We start from the raw sequence: 17,122 nt of genomic DNA on the forward strand, positions 1-17,122 counted from the left end.
CCTTGATATCGAGACAAGACAATCAAGAGGAATAATCAGGTGAGTGCCCTCGATATCGAATATTTCGAACATGATGGCTTGCGTCTGGCGTACCGTCAGGACGGAGAAGGCGATCCGATCCTGCTCATTCACGGCTTTGCGTCGTCAAGTCTCGTCAACTGGGTTTCGCCCGGCTGGTTCCGCACGCTGACCGAAGCCGGATATCGCGTCATCGCCATCGATAATCGCGGGCACGGCCTTTCAGCGAAGCCCCATGACGCGGACGAATATACGCCAACCAAAATGGCAGCGGATGCAGCAGCCCTGCTCGATCATCTCGGGATCGAAAACGCACACGTCATGGGCTATTCCATGGGGGCGCGCATTACAGCATTTCTGGCGATTGAACACGCCGAGCGCGTTCATAGCGCCGTTTTCGGCGGTCTTGGCATTGGCATGGTGACGGGCGCTGGCGACTGGGAGCCTATTGGCGAGGCGCTTCTCGCCGAGGATCCGACGACGATTACGCATCCGCGCGGACAGATGTTCCGCAAATTTGCCGACCAGACGAAGAGTGACCGTATTGCGCTTGCCGCCTGTGTGATTACCTCCAAGGAGCTTGTTCCCGCTGCCGCGATTGCACGTATCATGCAGCCCGTTCTCGTGGCCGTCGGCACAACCGATGATATTGCAGGCAGCGCGCAGGAACTGGCCGATCTTCTGCCAAATGGACAGGCAGTCGATATTCCGGACCGCGACCATATGCTGGCCGTTGGTGACAAGGTCTACAAGCAGGCGGTGTTGCAGTTTTTGAAAGAAAATCGGCTCTGACGGGAATTTGATCTTGGACAAAGAGCGCGCCGACGGGGTGCGTCAAATTCGGCTGTGTCAAGGCAAACCATTTTAAGCCATTCCCCCGCAGAACTGCGGGGGAATGGCTATTTGCAGGTACGCATTTCCGAACGCAAAACCGTTTCACACTTTTGCTGGAAATGCTGTATGCTGCGCGCCGAACTCGTATTGCGGCGTGGGGACTGAGCGAAAGTTCGGCTGTCGTCTCCTCCTCTCGCGGTGCAAAACTGGAGTATGCATATGTCCGTTCGCACATCAGCGAAAGCGACCCCCGGTCTGGGGCAGGTCGATCCTATCTGGCATTCCATCCGTGCCGAAGCGGAGGAAGCCGTCAAGAACGATCCCGTGTTGGGCACGTTCCTTTATGCGACGATCCTCAACCAGCCGAGTCTGGAAGATGCGGTCATGCATCGTATCGCCGAGCGTCTCGGCCATGCCGATCTGAGCGCCGATATTCTGCGCCAGACCTTTGACGCGATGCTGGATGCCAATCCTGAGTGGTCGCAGATTGTGCGCGTCGATATTCAGGCGGTTTATGATCGCGATCCGGCCTATAGCCGCTTCATGGACCCTATCCTTTATCTGAAGGGTTTCCATGCGATCCAGACCCATCGTCTGGCACATTGGCTTTACCATGAAGGCCGCAAGGATTTTGCCTATTATCTGCAGAGCCGTTCGTCCTCGATCTTTCAGACCGATATTCATCCGGCCGCACGGCTTGGCAGCGGTCTGTTCCTCGATCATGCGACCGGACTTGTGGTCGGCGAAACAGCCTTGATCGAAGACAATGTTTCGATCCTTCACGGGGTCACACTCGGCGGCACGGGCAAATCGAGCGGCGACCGCCATCCGAAAATCCGTCACGGTGTACTGATCGGTGCTGGCGCGAAAATTCTCGGCAATATCGAAGTCGGTCATTGCTCGAAAATCGCCGCTGGTTCAGTGGTTCTGAAACCTGTCCCGAACAATGTCACGGTAGCTGGTGTACCGGCCAGGATCATGGGCGATACGGGTTGTGCCGAGCCCTCCCGCGTCATGGACCAGATGCTGGGCGAGGGGATTTAAGCGATACATCGTATCGTTGCAGGCTGAACGGGCCGCTTGCTGGTTTTTTCCAGTATGCGGCCTATATTCTGTCAAAAGAAGCTATTAACTGCCGACAACCCTTGAGCACGGCTTTGCCGGGGGTTTACATAGGAAATGGCCGGATGCAATAAACCGGCTCAATTCAATATCAGGAGAAGCCGGTTGAAACCCGAAGAACTCAAAAAACTGGACGCCTATTTCAAACGGACCTTCAACAATCCCGGCCTGCAGGTGAAGGCGCGTCCGCGCAAGAACGACTCCGCCGAGCTTTACCTCAACGACGAATTTCTCGGACTGGTCTATAAGGACGAGGATGAAGGCGAACTCTCCTACAATTTCTCGATGGCCATTCTCGACGTCGATCTTTGATAGGTCGCGGTAATCGCGTCGCGAACGACGCTGATGCCGGGCAGGAATACTCTCTGACGCCCTTTCCAATGGAGAGGGCGTTTTGATATCCCGACACGACTATTCCTGAGCCTTGGTTGATTCTATGAAATTTGGTTTTCCATTGGCTATGCTCCTGATGGCCCTGTCTTTAGCTGCGCGCGCAGAAGTTCTGGGAACTATCGAAACCGAACAGGACGATGGCTCGCGGTCAGTGATTGAGATATTCGATGAACCGCAAAGCATCGGGAAATGTGACGGCGCTTATGCTGCCGCAGCTTATGTCATGGATCGCGACTTTTCCCTCCTTGCAGGAAAAGGATGCTGGAAGCTTCTCGGATCGGCGGAAATGTTAAAGCTGGAAATCGTGCTGGCGGCCACGGAAGAACATCTCATGAGCGGGGTTCCACTCAGCCAGATCAAGTTCAGTGAAGACGGGCAAAGAGCTTTCCAGGAACTGAGCGGGAAGTAGATGTGCCAGTCTTATGGTCAGGACCTATTCATTTGGTGAAAATGGTGTGAGGCCATCTGTTTGGATACGAGGAGAAAAGGCGAAGGTTCATTTTCGAGGTTTTTTTTATCGAAGTAGCAGCGCGGATGGACCACATCTTCTGGACACCAAAATGACTCGCGATCCGCTGCGCCGAACCGCTCAGCCGGGGGAATCACCCCGTTCTTCGCATCTCTCCTAACCGCTCTTGTCATTTAAGGTGCCATTTCCATCAAATTAATAGGTCCTGACCTTTGGGCCGCTGATACCGCTCCAGCCCATCGATTAATAGCATCAATCCGAAATCGAACAGCTTCTCGGGGCCTTCTGCATCTAACGTTGCCATGGCTTTGGCAATTGTTGATGTTGCTTCAATATTTGCCTCGTCGGATGGCGTGCTTTCGTGGAAGTCAGCCTGCTGTTCCAGCGCAGCCCCGACAACATAATGGCTGATGCTGATCAGCACGCGCGCTGCATTTACGGGTGTAAAACCTGCCTGGATCAAAAATTCAATCTGAGCTTCGGCCTGTCCCATTTGATTGTTATTCGGGCGCGTTCCGGCGTGGATACGCGCGCCATCGCGATAAGTCAGCAATGCCCGCCGGAAACTATGCGCATTTTCAATCAGGAAATGACGCCAGTTCTCCCCAGCGCGCGGTAGGGCGTAGTCGTGATGCTCCGCCAAAATCGTTTCTGCGAGGGCATCCAGCAACACACGCTTGTTTTTGAAATGCCAGTAAAGTGCTGGCTGCTGCACGCCCAGCCGCTCTGCCAGACGACGCGTTGTCAGGCCCTCTTCTCCGACCTCATTCAACAGTTCCAGTGCCGTTCGTATCACGGCATCACGGTGTAATTTTGCCAAAGCGCTCACCAAATCAGTTATACCTTGACAATTTATCATTGATAAATTTTAAGTCCAGCTCCTTATCGATGATAAATTATGGGGCTGGTATGAACAGCACGTTGATGATCGTTCTGGCTGTTACTGTCTTGGACGCAGTGGGGATCGGTCTGGCGATGCCGGTTCTGCCCAGTTTGCTGCGCGATGTGGCTCATTCCGACGATGTGGCGGGTCACTATGGAGTGCTGTTGTCTCTTTATGCGCTCATGCAGGTTTTCTTCGCTCCGGTTCTGGGGCGAATGTCTGACCGATTTGGCCGGAAACCGATCCTGTTCGGCTCGCTCATCGGGGCGACAATCGATTATGCCATCATGTCTGCTGCCCCCCACCTCTGGGTTCTTTATGCTGGTCGTATCCTATCGGGTATGACGGGAGCGACGATGGCGGTCGCAGGAACCTGCATAGCGGATACGGTGGAAGGGAGTGCACGCGCTCAAGCCTTTGGCTGGCTGGGTGCATGTTATGGCGGCGGTATGATTCTCGGACCGGTCATCGGTGGCGCATTAGGAAATGTTTCGCCAACAGCCCCATTTGCGGTTGCCGCAGTGGTTAACGGTTTCATGGCTCTGTCGGTTTTCCTTTTGATGCCGGAGCTTCGCCCCGAAACCAAACCGGAGCCCCAGGCGAATGAATCTCTGGGCGCTCTCGTGCCATCGGGTGCGCAGAAAGGTCTCAAACCGTTGCTGTGGGTTTTCTTTCTTCTGCAACTGGTGGGACAGATACCTGCTGTCTTGTGGGTGATATTCGCTGAAGATCGTTTCCATTGGGATACGACACATGTGGGCTTGTCGCTTGCGGCCTTCGGTTTGCTGCATGCCATGTTTCAATGGCTTGGTACGGGTCGTCTCGTCGCATCAATTGGAGCTGGATATACGATAATCATTGGAATGGCTGCTGATGGGCTGGGTATGGCATCCCTCGCGCTCGCCGCAGAAGGCTGGATAGTTGCGCCAATTCTGGTGTTGCTGGCATTTGGTGGAATAGCGATGCCAGCTCTGCAATCCATCCTGTCGGATAAGGCGGGTCAAGACAAGCAAGGTGCGCTTCAGGGGACGCTTGCTAGCCTTACGAATATCAGTGCCGTCGCAGGCCCGGTTATTTTTACGGCACTTTATATGAGAACTGCTGCTAGCTGGAACGGTTGGGTGTGGCTGGTTGGGCCAGTAATCTATCTGGCGGCCGCTCCGTCACTCATTTTCGTTTGGCGTCAGTCGGCAGGCTTGCCATCAAGGAGATGAGTATTCGCAAAATCGACGACCGCCTTGTCCAGTGATTGCGAGTCGCCAAGCATGGAGCGGGGGAAGCGATAAAGTATTTGCAGGTCACGACCGAACTGGACGTCGCGCTCGCATGAGTTGAAGCTTTCCGCAGCACTATCCGCAAGGCATCGCGCAACGAATTCCGGCTTGCCGCTGCTCGGGTCGGACAAGACCAGTTCCTCACCCTTATAACCGCTATTGTCGAGAAAGCGGTGCACTGTCAGGTTTCCGGGCGCTGCTTCTCCGTTCGGGTCAATCAGTTCGGCATAGATCGGCAGATAACGCCCGCTCATATCGCGCGACATGGTTCGCTGCTCGATGGACATGAAAATGAGATGCCGTTTCGGAGTGAGAAGGTTGAAGATGGCGCGGTCGCGTTCCGTGTAACCGGTAAGGCCTGGCCAGCGAGCATACAGGTCGAGACGCCCGGTCACCCCATCGCGTCGCTGGTTCGAAAAGCGGATCATACTGGCTGGAATCGACAGGACGTTGTTGCCGATGATGATTTCATAAGCGTGCGTGCTGTCGGAGTGTCCGCCGCGCGCAATCAGCGGACCAAGCAGACGTCCGCCAACATTCATGGCAATCGAGAGCAGAATCAGGACGATAACCGCCAACAACAGCCAACCGAAGAGGCGGCTTCCCATTTTCGAGGCGGTGTAATCTGGTGCTGTTTCCATCTGGGTGTCATGGTGATGATATTGCAAAAGAATATCGGTCTTTTATGGTTAACAGAGCGTGAAGTCGTGCTTGTATGACGGCTTGAAACGGCTTAGCGATTCAATATCGAGTTTGCTGATGGAGGAAGAACATGCCGATCTATGCATATAACGGGCACAAGCCGCTATTCGCGGACCGCAGCAGCAACTGGATCGCGCCAGATGCGACCCTGATCGGCAAGATCGTTGTCGGTGAAAATGCCGGTTTCTGGTTTGGCGCTGTTCTGCGCGGCGATAATGAGCCGATCACCATTGGGGATGACACCAATGTTCAGGAACACACCATCATGCATACGGATATCGGCTTTCCACTGACAGTCGGTGCAGGTTGTACCATCGGGCATCGGGCCATTCTTCATGGCTGCACCGTAGGTGAAAATACACTGATCGGCATGGGTGCCATCGTTCTCAATGGCGCGAAGATCGGAAAGAACTGTCTGATCGGGGCAGGGGCTCTTGTGACCGAGGGTAAGGAAATACCGGATAATTCACTCGTGGTCGGTTCGCCTGCAAGGGTTCTGCGGGAACTGGACGATGCTGCGGTCGAAAAACTAAAGCTTTCGGCAGAACATTACGTCGAGAAGGCCCGGTCTTTCATGCGCGGGCTGGAACCAGCCTGAAAAGAAAAAGGACGGGGCCAGAGGGAGACTGACGGCCCGTCCTTGTCCTATCGGATAATCAGTTCTTGATGCTGCCGACCAGGAGTTCGCGGTCGCTCTTGATCGAAACCCAGCTTCCGGAGTTCGTGGTCGACTGGCGCTTCAGATAGCTATAATCGGTCTTGTTCCAGGCGAGGACGCGGGTATCGAGATTGTCGAGAATGAAGTCGCCGCGGTCGGTGCGAACGGTCAGAACCGCATGGCCTTCACCATTTGGCTGACGAACCACCGTGAAAAGCAGCGTATTTGCCGGGATGCCGAGCGCCATCAGTTCGCGACGCTTCAAAAGCATGTAGTCGTCGCAGTCACCCACTGTTGTCGGGTATTCCCAATATTCCTCGCGACCCCAGGCTTCCATATCGGTCATCGGCGCGATCTTTTCGTTGACGCTCGCATTGACCGCAATGATCTGTTTCCAGATTTCCGGTGTCAGCTTCAGCATATTGCTGTTGCGGCTGGTGATGTTGCATTCGGACTTGTAGCGCTCGCAGAACTCGTAATGGCCAATGGGCTGCGAAGTGCGTTCTCCGGTCGTCATCCATGGTGAATTGGAGGCGGGGCTTGCTGCCTCTGCCAGTCCGATTCCGAGCAGCATCAGTATGGCTGCGATGATGGTTTGTTTTGTCATTCTTTTGTCTCCCTGTTGGAGACCAAGATGACTTAGACAATTTGAAGGCACGCAAATTTGCGCGCGAAAATGCGAGTCAAATTCGATTAAAACTGCAAATAACGCTGAAACTTTTTGTCAACGAACGGACAAATTCAGGGCAAATCGGGCTGTTTTCGTGGCTTTTTTGTGATTCCTGGCATTTCGCGGTTTGCCATTCCGTAACCTTGACACGCATTCATCTTTTCGGCGGATGCTTTCAACCGAAAAGATTGTCCAGTGTTGTGCTGGTCTGGATGGTAGCGAATTCGACTGCGAAGCCGCCCTGGAAATGACGGACGACGGTTCCCCGGATCGGTCCCAGCATGATGCCGCTTTTGATCGTGGGCTTGAACTCGCTTTCGATTGCCGCACCGGAAAGCGATAGGTCGGCAATGCGGCACAGTCTTTGTGCACCATCGGCAAAAGTAATGTTGTGCTGGGTCTTGCGCGGTACGACGCGTTCGTGACGGCGATCTTCGGGCAAGGAAAGTTCGTGCTTGTTGGCAAGCCAGGTCAGCTGTGCGGAAAGCTTGTCCTTCTTCTGTTCGGAGGTCGACAGGAGAATGTGGAAGCCTTCGGATGTAACCTCGTTGGCAATTCCTTCGATCCGTCCCACATGGTCGATATAGGCGATAATGCGTTCGCCGTTGCGCGGTGTTGCTATACCGCTCATGAGTGCAGTTCCAGGCGACATGCGCTTGATGATACAGGGAAATTCGCTGCGATTTTCCAGCATGTAACGACCGTTGAGATCGACATTCACGGCATTGAAATTTTCCTGCCGCACATTGCTTGCAGAAGATGCCGCAGCAAATCTGTTCATCAAAGCCGATCCATCTCGAAATTTGGCACTCTTACTATCCGTCACAATACAGTAGCCGTCGATAAAGAGAAATCGCGATTTCAACCCTGCGTCAGGCTTTGCCGCCCTTGATGACGCGCAATTTCGGAGCGGCATGTTCCCGTGGCTGCGTCAGGCGAAGATTCGTCCACTCACGCCCTGCTCGGGGTGCATTTACTGTGATGGCGGCCGATTTTCGAACGTCATTTGCCAGAATCAGATCTGGAGCCACCGGTTCGATAGAATTCAGATGGCCGAGGACGATTGGATCGGCTCCGACCCATGTGACTGCGTCGAGCACGGCGATGCTGCCGAGAAGGCTGATCTGCCCGTCTGGCGCTTCAAGCGGGGCGAGAAACATTTCCAGATCGAGGCTTCGTCCGGACATGCTGATTCCCACATGCGAAACGAGGGCAGGGACTTCCAGGCTATTTACATTTTCCGACAGTTCGCCAAGGGCTGCCCGGTCCCGCTCTGACCAGAGCGAGAGGAACCGCGTGTTCTTCAGTTCGCGACCAAAAAGGGTGCAGATGCGTGTTCCCGCCAGACGGAACGACAGGTCGTCATCTTTTTCAGCCTCAAGGAAGAAGAGGTCGGACAGATGGCGCCCGAGCTTGCGCGGCTCGATCTGTTCACGCATCGGCGCACGAAAGAAACCGCTTTCCGTGCGGGCCAAGCGCTGCCATTCGCTGAAAATCGCGATCGTACTGCGGTGTTTCATCATGCGCCGTTGATTTGTCCGTTTCACGCGGAGGCTGCCTCCGCTGTTGAACGCATTAAAATAGTATTAACGGCGAGGATGCCAGTTTAACCCTTTCTTCATCCACCGGGCTCGTCCGTTAAGGTTAATAATAAGTAATGGTTGCACGGCACTGAAAGACGCGCTTTGATAAGGCGTCAGACGAAGCCTTTGACTTGGTTGGCGTTTTTCTGAGCTCCAGATTTAATTTCGCGAAAGATTTCTGTTCGCGTCAAGGCCGACCGGGAACCTCCGTCGGCCTTTATTTTTAATAAATTCTGCCCTATCAACATGCATCGACCAGACGCAAAAGGCTCCTTCGGTCCGATTGCGGTGCTTCGCATAAAATAGAAAGCAGCAGTTCATGAGCGTTCCCCAGCCGGAAATGAACGGCAGTAACCGCCGGTCGGGCGGTAGTGAGCCGATATTCAATATTCCGGGCGTTATTCTCGCTCTGATCGGCCTGTGCGCTGCAGTCTACGTTTATCAGAACTACCTCATCAGCGAGCAGCAGAACTATGAGTTCATGCTGAACTTCGCGCTCATCCCGGCACGTTTCTCACTGGCCGATGGGTTTACCGATCCTGCAGCACTTTTCACGCTCATCAGCTATTCCTTCATGCATGGCGGCTTTGCCCATATTGCCGTCAACATGATCTGGCTCGCAGCCTTTGGCTCTCCGCTCGCGGGCCGCATCGGTACGGGGCGAATGATCGTTTTCTGGATATTCACTTCGGTGATTGCCGGGTTGACCCATTATGCGATCTATCCGGACAGCGTTTCGCCACTGGTGGGGGCATCGGGTGCGATTTCGGGAATGATGGGTGCCGCAGCGCGTTACGGCTTTCGCCGCATCGGCCATGGACGCAGATCGGAATTCGCTGGCCCCGTTCTTCCGGTTGGGCTGACCCTGACGCTGAAGCCTGTCCTGACTTTTGTGGGTGTCTGGTTCCTGATCAACATCATCACCGGCCTTTATTCGACTGGCGGCGCGGACCTTTCCAGCATAGCCTGGGAAGCGCATATAGGTGGTTTCATTGCCGGGTTCTTCGGTATTTCACTGCTGGACCGTCCTCGCAGCTATGATGCCGTGCTGAGGCGATAAGTTCTGCACTCTTTTGGCTTTGACAAAGCCTTCTCCCCATTTGATGCCACTTGCTAATCTGACGTTCGAAGCGCACCATCATGGAACGTGGTGGGAGGAGCTGCGTTCTGCTTTATATGGCGTTTGAACGCCGGAAGCAGTGAGTGCTAAATCTTGGAGGGACTTTGGCATGACCGTAAGATCGATTCTCGAGACAAAGGGCAGGGATGTGCTGGTTATTGCACCTGCCGATACGCTATCCCACGCCGTCGCCATGTTGAACAAACATAAGATCGGTGCGCTGGTGGTGTGCGACGAGGCCGGTCGAATCAAGGGTATCCTGTCTGAACGCGATGTCGTGCGTGCCGTCGCGGCACAAGAAACCAAGGCCATGAGCATGCCGGTGGCCGAAGTCATGACGGCAAAAGTGCAGGTCTGCCGCGAACATCACACGATCAATCAGGTGATGGAGATCATGACGCGAAGCCGATTCCGCCATATGCCGGTGGAAGAAGGCGGCAAGCTCGTGGGAATCATTTCAATCGGTGACGTTGTGAAGCGGCGTATCGAAGACGTGGAGCGCGAAGCGGAAGATATCCGCAGCTATATCGCTACCGCCTGAGTCGGAACGATTGGATTTTCTGCCATTCTCCCGGATGGAGGGGCCAACCGGGAGAGGTCTTTACAGTCGAATCAACGTGCGCGGAGATATCGTTCGGCAGCGTAAAGGGAGATTGCAGCCGCATTCGAGACATTGAGCGACTTGATTTCGCCCGGCATGTCGAGGCGGGCAAGCGCGGTAACTGTTTCGCGCGTCTTTTGACGCAGGCCTTTGCCTTCTGCGCCAAGCACGAGAGCGATTCGTCCGCCGGACAAGGTGGCTTCCATTTCCAGCGGCCCTTCCGAATCAAGACCGATGGTCTGGAACCCGAGGCTGTGCAGCTCTTCAATCGCTTCGGCCAGATTGCGCACTTCAATATGCGAGATCATTTCGAGTGCACCGGAGGCGGCTTTCGCCAGAACGCCGGTTTCCTGCGGGCTGTGACGGCTTGTCGTAATCAGTGCGCCAGCACCGAAGGCTACTGCTGAACGCATGATGGCACCGACATTGTGCGGATCGGTTACCTGATCGAGGACGAGAAGCAGCGGGCTGTCCTTCAGTTCGGACAGTTTACGGGCGCGTAGCGGCTCGGCTTCGATCATGACGCCCTGATGGACAGCTTCGGAACCGGTTTCCTTGTCTATGTCGCGCGGATCGACGATTTCGACGGGGAAAGGGAGAGATTCGGCCTCTCCGATTTCAAGTCGGGCGAACCCGTTTCGCGTCGCGCGCATGCGCAATATCTTGCGTTCCGGGTTTTCCACGGCGGCGCGGACCGTATGCAGGCCATAAAGCCGTACGGTTCCCTCGGTCACGGCGCTTGCCGAAACGGACTGGCGCTGCGGCTTGCGCGGTGATTTGCCTTCGGTCACAGCTTTCTGATCGCGATGCTGGCGGCGCAGGCGCGCATAATGAGAATCTTTTGGTGTGCGGGGCGAGTTTTGATCGGTCATGGCGTGCTTATAACTCTTTAGGTGAGCGGAAGATAGCGACTTCACCTGTGATTGCTATCAGGCTGTTCTGATTGCCAAATAATCTCTGATGGCTGGAAAATCCTGAGAAATGCGGGCGTTTGAGCCTATGGAACGGGAGTGTGGAAGAGGAACTTTCCACGACGTTGTGGACGGACATGCATTCTTTTCGCTTTTACCCTGTTGACAGGGGATAAGCTTATCGTCATAAGGCCCCTCGCGGATCGACGGCTGGCCCAACAGTCAGCCAGAAGCCCCGCGGAAATGCCTAGTCGCTCGACTCTGCTGATAGTGATATCTGGAGGGATGCCCGAGTGGTTAAAGGGGACGGACTGTAAATCCGTTGGCTATGCCTACGTTGGTTCAAATCCAACTCCCTCCACCACTGTCGGATCAGAGTTAAGAGTGCGCGGGTATAGCTCAATGGTAGAGCAGCAGCCTTCCAAGCTGAATACGCGGGTTCGATTCCCGCTACCCGCTCCAAATGTTTCAGAGCGGTTTGGCGTGTAAGGAATCATCGACGGGCGGTTCGCCGTTCCGTTTTGGCATAAATGCTGGCCCGGAAGCCAAGAGGCTTTTGTGCTGGCGCTTGAGCGGTTCTAGAACAAAGAGAACAACGGCGATGGCAAAGAGCAAATTCGAACGTACGAAGCCCCACGTTAACATCGGCACGATTGGTCACGTTGACCATGGCAAGACGTCTCTGACGGCTGCGATCACGAAGTACTTCGGTGACTTCAAGGCCTATGACCAGATCGACGCAGCGCCTGAAGAAAAGGCGCGCGGTATCACGATTTCGACGTCGCACGTCGAGTACGAAACCGCAAACCGTCACTATGCACACGTCGACTGCCCTGGTCACGCCGACTATGTGAAGAACATGATCACCGGTGCTGCGCAGATGGACGGCGCGATCCTGGTTGTTTCGGCCGCTGACGGCCCGATGCCGCAGACCCGTGAGCACATCCTGCTCGCCCGTCAGGTTGGCGTTCCGGCAATCGTTGTGTTCCTGAACAAGTGCGACCAGGTTGACGACGCAGAACTGCTCGAACTGGTTGAACTGGAAGTGCGCGAACTTCTGTCGAAGTACGACTTCCCAGGCGATGAAACCCCGATCGTCAAGGGCTCGGCTCTTGCTGCTCTGGAAGATTCGTCGAAGGAACTGGGCGAAGACGCTGTTCGCGCTCTGATGGCCGCTGTTGACGACTACATTCCGACCCCGGAACGTCCGATCGACCAGCCGTTCCTGATGCCGATCGAAGACGTGTTCTCGATCTCGGGCCGTGGTACGGTTGTGACGGGTCGCGTTGAGCGCGGTATCGTCAAGGTTGGTGAAGAAGTTGAAATCGTCGGCATCAAGGCGACGACGAAGACGACGGTTACCGGCGTTGAAATGTTCCGCAAGCTGCTCGACCAGGGCCAGGCTGGCGACAATATCGGCGCTCTGATCCGCGGCGTTGGCCGTGAAGACGTTGAACGCGGCCAGGTTCTCTGCAAGCCGGGTTCTGTGAAGCCGCACACCAAGTTCAAGGCAGAAGCTTACATTCTGACCAAGGACGAAGGTGGCCGTCATACGCCGTTCTTCACGAACTACCGTCCGCAGTTCTACTTCCGCACGACGGACGTGACCGGTGTTGTCACGCTGCCGGCTGGTACGGAAATGGTCATGCCTGGCGACAACATCGCCATGGACGTCACCCTGATCGTGCCGATCGCGATGGAAGAGAAGCTCCGCTTCGCTATCCGTGAAGGCGGCCGCACCGTCGGTGCAGGCATCGTCTCCTCGATCATCGAGTAATTGATTTGACTGGCGGTTACGCCGCCAGTCTGGCATTCTAAATGCCGCATAGGGGTATAGCTCAGTTGGTAGAGCGACGGTCTCCAAAACCGTAGGTCGCGGGTTCGAACCCTGCTGCCCCTGCCATTTTATAACGGGTGCTCATGGCTTGACTGTGGGTGCCCGTTTTCTATATTATAAAGTTAGGCGGCAATCTATGCCGCTTTGCCTTTTCAACGACGGCGCAGGCTTCGGCAGAGCGACGTTGTTGAAAAAGATAATTCCCTGCGGGATTTGTTGGCCGGGCAGGGAAGGATCGCCGCCGCACGATTGGATGGTGCGCCGAGTGATATTCGCAAGGATCGGATTTCCGATAAGCCTGTATGGTATTCTTTTAACCTTTGGGCTTGTTTTTTTCGGGAATCGATTCTATGTAACGTCAACAGACACGCGGCGCGTGGGGCTGAATTTTCAGCTTTGCGTGCCGTATACGCGTGACTTCAGGCTTCTGATTCGTTTCGACGGGCCAGGGCTTGAGGGTAGCGCCGGATCAATGACAGAGCGGCAGATGGCATCCAAGACGAATCCGATCACCTTTTTTCAGCAGGTTCGCGCCGAAACGGCGAAAGTGACCTGGCCTACACGGCGTGAAACGGTCATCTCCACCATTATGGTGGTGATCATGGCGTTTCTGGCTGCCGCGTTCTTTTTTCTTGCCGACCAGCTTATGGCCTATGGCGTAGAATTTATTCTCGGCCTTGGTCGATAAGTTAGGATTGGGGAGTTTTTAGATGACGGCGCGCTGGTACATCGTTCACGCCTATTCCAATTTCGAAAAGAAGGTCGCCGAGGATATCGAGGCCAAGGCGAAGCAGAAAGGTCTGTCCGAACTGATCGAGCAGATCGTTGTGCCGACCGAGAAGATTGTAGAAGTGCGCCGCGGCCGCAAGGTTGACGCAGAGCGCAAATTCTTCCCAGGCTACGTGCTGGTTCGCGCAACCCTTACGGATGCCGTCTTCTCGCTTATTAAGAACACCCCGAAAGTCACTGGTTTCCTTGGTGATTCCAAGCCTGTTCCGGTTTCCCAGAAGGAAGTCGATCAGATTTTGAACCAGGTTCAGGATGGCGTCGAGCGTCCGAAGACTTCGGTATCCTTCGAGATTGGCGAAAACGTTCGCGTTTCCGATGGTCCGTTCGCCTCGTTTAACGGCATCGTTCAGGAAGTCGACGAAGAGCGCGCGCGTCTCAAGGTTGAGGTTTCCATCTTCGGGCGCGCAACGCCTGTGGATCTGGAATACGGTCAGGTCGACAAGCTCTGATCGTTTCGCCCGCAAGGGCTTCATTCCTTCCGAGTTTCGGTTGGGGTGAAAATGGTGGAAGGGAAGGCGGCTTAGCCAGTCGTTGATCTCCGAACCACCGAACTGCCCGCCAGTTGAACTGGCGTCAGTCGAGAGCCGGGTTTTCCGGCATTAATCGAGAAAGCCGGATTATCCGGCAGTTTATAAAGGCAGAAAGCAATGGCTAAGAAAATTGCAGGCCAGCTGAAGCTCCAGGTAGCGGCAGGTGCGGCCAATCCGTCGCCCCCGATCGGTCCGGCCCTGGGTCAGCGCGGCATCAACATCATGGAATTCTGCAAGGCGTTCAACGCTGCCTCGCAGGAAATGGAAAAGGGTTCGCCGATTCCAGTCGTGATCACCTATTACCAGGACAAGTCTTTCACTTTTGTGATGAAGACCCCTCCGGTAACCTACTTCCTCAAGAAGGCTGCTAACCTCAAGTCCGGTTCGAAGACCCCGGGCAAGGCCAGCGCCGGCACGATCACCCGCGACAAGGTTCGCACGATCGCTGAAGCGAAGATGAAGGATCTGAACGCCGCTGATATTGAAGCAGCGATGCGCATGATCGAAGGTTCTGCCCGTTCGATGGGCCTGGAAGTGGTGGGCTGAGACGATGGCGAAGATTTCCAAGCGCATTAACAAGATCCGTGAAGGCGTCGATCGCAACAAGCTGTACGATCTGTCGGCTGCTATCGGCCTCGTCAAGGAACGTGCTGTCGCCAAGTTCGATGAAACCATCGAAATCGCGATGAACCTCGGCGTCGACCCACGCCACGCTGACCAGATGGTCCGCGGCGTCGTCAACCTGCCGAATGGCACGGGCCGTACGGTTCGCGTTGCTGTTTTCGCTCGCGGCGACAAGGCTGAAGAAGCCAAGAAGGCTGGCGCCGACATCGTTGGTGCGGAAGAACTGTTCGAAATCGTCAATGGCGGCAAGATCGACTTCGATCGCTGCATTGCAACCCCGGACATGATGCCGCTCGTTGGTCGTCTCGGTAAGGTTCTTGGTCCGCGTGGCATGATGCCGAACCCGAAGGTTGGTACCGTCACCACCGACGTTGCAGCCGCTGTTGCTGCTTCCAAGGGCGGTGCAGTCGAATTCCGCGTTGAGAAGGCTGGTATCATCCATGCCGGTATCGGCAAGGTTTCCTTCGACAATGCCAAGCTCGAAGAAAACATCAAGGCTTTCGCTGACGCCGTCATCAAGGCAAAGCCGTCGGCTGCCAAGGGTGAATACGTCAAGCGCGTTTCGCTTTCCTCGACCATGGGCGTTGGCGTCAAGGTCGATCCGGCAACCGTCAAGGTCGTCGCTTAAGTTTTCAGGGCTCCGGTTTGCCGGGGCCCAAGCCTTTCCCGGAAAAGGGTAGGGCGATACAAGAATTCCGGATCGCAAGATCCGGATAGCCGGACGAAAGTCCGGTTATCCTGTCCGAGATTGCAGGCGGATCATCATCTTCGGGTGATAATCCTTAAACATATGGCCTGCATGAGACGTGGAATAACCCTGTTTCGCGTGAATACGCATGCAAGGTTTGAACCGTAGTTGCCTTTGAGTGACGCCTGGCTTCCAGGATAGCTGAAGGGGACAGGATCCTCGAACGTCGGGCTGACTGTGAAGTTCGTCCGGCAAAGGCAACCCGGCAGGGCCATGTGGTCCTGCCTACTGGAGAGAGACAGTGGATAGAGCGGAAAAACGCGAATTTGTCTCGTGGCTGAACGGCGCTTTTAAAGAGTCCGGTTCGGTCGTCGTGGCCCACTATACCGGTCTCACTGTTGCGCAGATGAGCGATCTTCGCTCGAAGATGCGCGATGCAGGTGGGTCCGTTAAAGTCGCGAAAAACCGCCTTGCCAAGATCGCTCTTCAGGGCACGGAATCGGAAGGCATTTCTGATCTGTTTACAGGTCAGACGGTTGTTGCTTATGCAAACGACCCGATTGCTGCTCCGAAAGTAGCCGTCGAATTCGCCAAGGCTAACGACAAGCTCGTTATCCTCGGTGGTGCAATGGGTGCAACGACGCTTAACGCCGATGGCGTCAAGTCGCTTGCTTCGCTCCCATCGCTCGACGAACTGCGCGCGAAGCTGGTTGGAATGATCCAGACCCCGGCTCAGCGTCTCGCAGTACTTACCAGCGCACCAGCGGGCCAGATCGCTCGCGTTATTGGCGCGCACGCCCGGAAGAACGAGGCGGCGTAAGGCCGTTTTTCGCTGTCAATTGTTCAAACCTTGAAACTAAGGAAATACCAAAATGGCTGATCTCGCAAAGATCGTTGATGACCTGTCGGCACTGACCGTTCTCGAAGCTGCAGAGCTTTCGAAGCTTCTCGAAGAGAAGTGGGGCGTTTCGGCTGCTGCTCCTGTTGCAGTTGCTGCTGCCGGTGGCGCTGCTCCTGCTGCTGCTGCAGAAGAAAAGACCGAATTCGACGTCGTTCTCGTTGACGGCGGCGCTAACAAGATCAACGTGATCAAGGAAGTGCGCGCAATCACCGGTCTCGGCCTCAAGGAAGCCAAGGACCTCGTCGAAGGCGCTCCTAAGGCTGTCAAGGAAGCCGCTTCGAAGGACGAAGCTGAGAAGATCAAGGCACAGCTCGAAGCTGCTGGCGCCAAGGTCGAACTCAAGTAAGTTCGGACTATTCTGGCGGATGGTTTCCCATCCGCCAGTTCCCGCCGGACTTTCCTGGTGGGTCGGATAACTGGAACCCTTTTCCTGAGTGCCGGAACGGCTTTCAGGAAACGGGTTTTAGCCCGTTAAGAGCGCCGCGTGTCGGTAACGATACGGAAGGCAGCTCTGG

At 55.2% G+C, this 17,122-nt stretch carries 21 protein-coding genes and 3 tRNA genes; 18 read left to right on the forward strand and 6 right to left on the reverse strand.

Annotated elements, in window-relative coordinates; genetic code table 11:
- The first annotated feature begins 39 nt into the window (after positions 1–39).
- The 4 genes from MKS82_RS01480 (at position 40) to MKS82_RS01495 (ending at position 2,776) form a co-directional block, all read left to right on the forward strand.
- Entirely contained in the window at positions 40–810 is a 771-nt protein-coding gene (locus MKS82_RS01480) for an alpha/beta fold hydrolase (protein WP_109988451.1), read from the forward strand.
- A gap of 261 nt (positions 811–1,071) precedes the next feature.
- Complete coding sequence (cysE, locus tag MKS82_RS01485) at positions 1,072–1,896, forward strand: serine O-acetyltransferase (protein WP_109988450.1); 825 nt, start codon at positions 1,072–1,074, stop codon at positions 1,894–1,896.
- Positions 1,897–2,079: 183 nt separating this feature from the next.
- A complete protein-coding gene (locus MKS82_RS01490; protein ID WP_010659890.1) occupies positions 2,080–2,286 on the forward strand; it encodes a DUF3126 family protein in 207 nt (68 codons plus the stop codon).
- A 157-nt stretch (positions 2,287–2,443) separates the two neighbouring features.
- Positions 2,444–2,776, forward strand: coding sequence for a hypothetical protein (locus tag MKS82_RS01495; RefSeq protein ID WP_235969182.1), 333 nt, complete (start codon positions 2,444–2,446; stop codon positions 2,774–2,776).
- Positions 2,777–3,026: 250 nt separating this feature from the next.
- Here the strand turns inward: MKS82_RS01495 and tetR are convergent, their stop codons facing one another.
- Positions 3,027–3,665 carry a tetracycline resistance transcriptional repressor TetR gene (gene tetR, locus MKS82_RS01500; protein WP_286166597.1) on the reverse strand — a complete coding sequence of 213 codons (639 nt, stop codon included), beginning with the start codon at positions 3,663–3,665 and terminating at the stop codon, positions 3,027–3,029.
- An 80-nt stretch (positions 3,666–3,745) separates the two neighbouring features.
- On the opposite strand from tetR, the gene tet reads away from it, so the two are divergent.
- Positions 3,746–4,933: a Tet(A)/Tet(B)/Tet(C) family tetracycline efflux MFS transporter gene (gene tet / locus MKS82_RS01505; protein WP_176038676.1), complete on the forward strand. Its 1,188-nt coding sequence runs from the start codon at positions 3,746–3,748 to the stop codon at positions 4,931–4,933.
- Here the strand turns inward: tet and MKS82_RS01510 are convergent.
- A complete protein-coding gene (locus tag MKS82_RS01510; RefSeq protein ID WP_109988446.1) occupies positions 4,903–5,634 on the reverse strand; it encodes a hypothetical protein in 732 nt (243 codons plus the stop codon). The two genes, tet and MKS82_RS01510, sit on opposite strands and share 31 nt — an antisense overlap.
- 131 nt (positions 5,635–5,765) lie before the next feature.
- Between MKS82_RS01510 and MKS82_RS01515 the strand changes: the two genes are divergently transcribed.
- On the forward strand, positions 5,766–6,293 hold the full coding sequence (locus MKS82_RS01515) for a gamma carbonic anhydrase family protein (RefSeq protein WP_109988445.1): 528 nt from the start codon (positions 5,766–5,768) through the stop codon (positions 6,291–6,293).
- 58 nt (positions 6,294–6,351) lie between these two features.
- On the opposite strand, the gene MKS82_RS01520 is transcribed toward MKS82_RS01515, so the two are convergent.
- The 3 genes from MKS82_RS01520 to MKS82_RS01530 form a co-directional block, all read right to left on the reverse strand.
- Positions 6,352–6,960, reverse strand: a complete 609-nt coding sequence (locus MKS82_RS01520) for a transglutaminase-like cysteine peptidase (RefSeq protein WP_109988444.1) — start codon at positions 6,958–6,960, stop codon at positions 6,352–6,354.
- A 238-nt stretch (positions 6,961–7,198) separates the two neighbouring features.
- Positions 7,199–7,804 carry a PilZ domain-containing protein gene (locus MKS82_RS01525; protein ID WP_109988443.1) on the reverse strand — a complete coding sequence of 202 codons (606 nt, stop codon included), beginning with the start codon at positions 7,802–7,804 and terminating at the stop codon, positions 7,199–7,201.
- A gap of 91 nt (positions 7,805–7,895) precedes the next feature.
- On the reverse strand, positions 7,896–8,543 hold the full coding sequence (locus MKS82_RS01530) for a PAS domain-containing protein (protein ID WP_235969183.1): 648 nt from the start codon (positions 8,541–8,543) through the stop codon (positions 7,896–7,898).
- A gap of 382 nt (positions 8,544–8,925) precedes the next feature.
- Between MKS82_RS01530 and MKS82_RS01535 the strand changes: the two genes are divergently transcribed.
- Complete coding sequence (locus MKS82_RS01535; protein ID WP_109988440.1) at positions 8,926–9,666, forward strand: rhomboid family intramembrane serine protease; 741 nt, start codon at positions 8,926–8,928, stop codon at positions 9,664–9,666.
- Between the two features lie 169 nt (positions 9,667–9,835).
- Positions 9,836–10,267, forward strand: a complete 432-nt coding sequence (locus MKS82_RS01540) for a CBS domain-containing protein (protein WP_240578283.1) — start codon at positions 9,836–9,838, stop codon at positions 10,265–10,267.
- A 71-nt stretch (positions 10,268–10,338) separates the two neighbouring features.
- Here the strand turns inward: MKS82_RS01540 and rlmB are convergent, their stop codons facing one another.
- Positions 10,339–11,199, reverse strand: a complete 861-nt coding sequence (gene rlmB / locus MKS82_RS01545) for a 23S rRNA (guanosine(2251)-2'-O)-methyltransferase RlmB (protein ID WP_109988439.1) — start codon at positions 11,197–11,199, stop codon at positions 10,339–10,341.
- 318 nt (positions 11,200–11,517) lie between these two features.
- Between rlmB and MKS82_RS01550 the strand changes: the two genes are divergently transcribed.
- The 10 genes from MKS82_RS01550 (at position 11,518) to rplL (ending at position 16,953) form a co-directional block, all read left to right on the forward strand.
- Positions 11,518–11,602, forward strand: a tRNA-Tyr gene (locus MKS82_RS01550).
- Positions 11,603–11,626: 24 nt separating this feature from the next.
- A tRNA-Gly gene (locus tag MKS82_RS01555) sits at positions 11,627–11,700 on the forward strand.
- A gap of 139 nt (positions 11,701–11,839) precedes the next feature.
- On the forward strand, positions 11,840–13,015 hold the full coding sequence (gene tuf, locus MKS82_RS01560) for an elongation factor Tu (RefSeq protein ID WP_240578284.1): 1,176 nt from the start codon (positions 11,840–11,842) through the stop codon (positions 13,013–13,015).
- Between the two features lie 50 nt (positions 13,016–13,065).
- Positions 13,066–13,141 (forward strand) — tRNA-Trp (locus MKS82_RS01565).
- Positions 13,142–13,211: 70 nt separating this feature from the next.
- Positions 13,212–13,763 carry a preprotein translocase subunit SecE gene (gene secE / locus MKS82_RS01570; RefSeq protein WP_109989809.1) on the forward strand — a complete coding sequence of 184 codons (552 nt, stop codon included), beginning with the start codon at positions 13,212–13,214 and terminating at the stop codon, positions 13,761–13,763.
- A 22-nt stretch (positions 13,764–13,785) separates the two neighbouring features.
- The gene (gene nusG / locus MKS82_RS01575; RefSeq protein ID WP_006467043.1) at positions 13,786–14,313 is read left to right on the forward strand and encodes a transcription termination/antitermination protein NusG; all 528 of its coding nucleotides are present in this window, start codon (positions 13,786–13,788) and stop codon (positions 14,311–14,313) included.
- A gap of 198 nt (positions 14,314–14,511) precedes the next feature.
- The gene (gene rplK, locus MKS82_RS01580) at positions 14,512–14,940 is read left to right on the forward strand and encodes a 50S ribosomal protein L11 (protein ID WP_006467042.1); all 429 of its coding nucleotides are present in this window, start codon (positions 14,512–14,514) and stop codon (positions 14,938–14,940) included.
- A 4-nt stretch (positions 14,941–14,944) separates the two neighbouring features.
- Positions 14,945–15,646, forward strand: a complete 702-nt coding sequence (rplA, locus tag MKS82_RS01585) for a 50S ribosomal protein L1 (protein WP_010659904.1) — start codon at positions 14,945–14,947, stop codon at positions 15,644–15,646.
- A gap of 361 nt (positions 15,647–16,007) precedes the next feature.
- The gene (gene rplJ, locus MKS82_RS01590) at positions 16,008–16,526 is read left to right on the forward strand and encodes a 50S ribosomal protein L10 (RefSeq protein WP_010659905.1); all 519 of its coding nucleotides are present in this window, start codon (positions 16,008–16,010) and stop codon (positions 16,524–16,526) included.
- A gap of 52 nt (positions 16,527–16,578) precedes the next feature.
- Positions 16,579–16,953, forward strand: coding sequence for a 50S ribosomal protein L7/L12 (rplL, locus tag MKS82_RS01595; RefSeq protein WP_061346151.1), 375 nt, complete (start codon positions 16,579–16,581; stop codon positions 16,951–16,953).
- Positions 16,954–17,122: the final 169 nt, after the last annotated feature.

The organism is Ochrobactrum sp. A-1, assembly GCF_022488005.1.
Classification (GTDB): Bacteria; Pseudomonadota; Alphaproteobacteria; order Rhizobiales; family Rhizobiaceae; genus Brucella.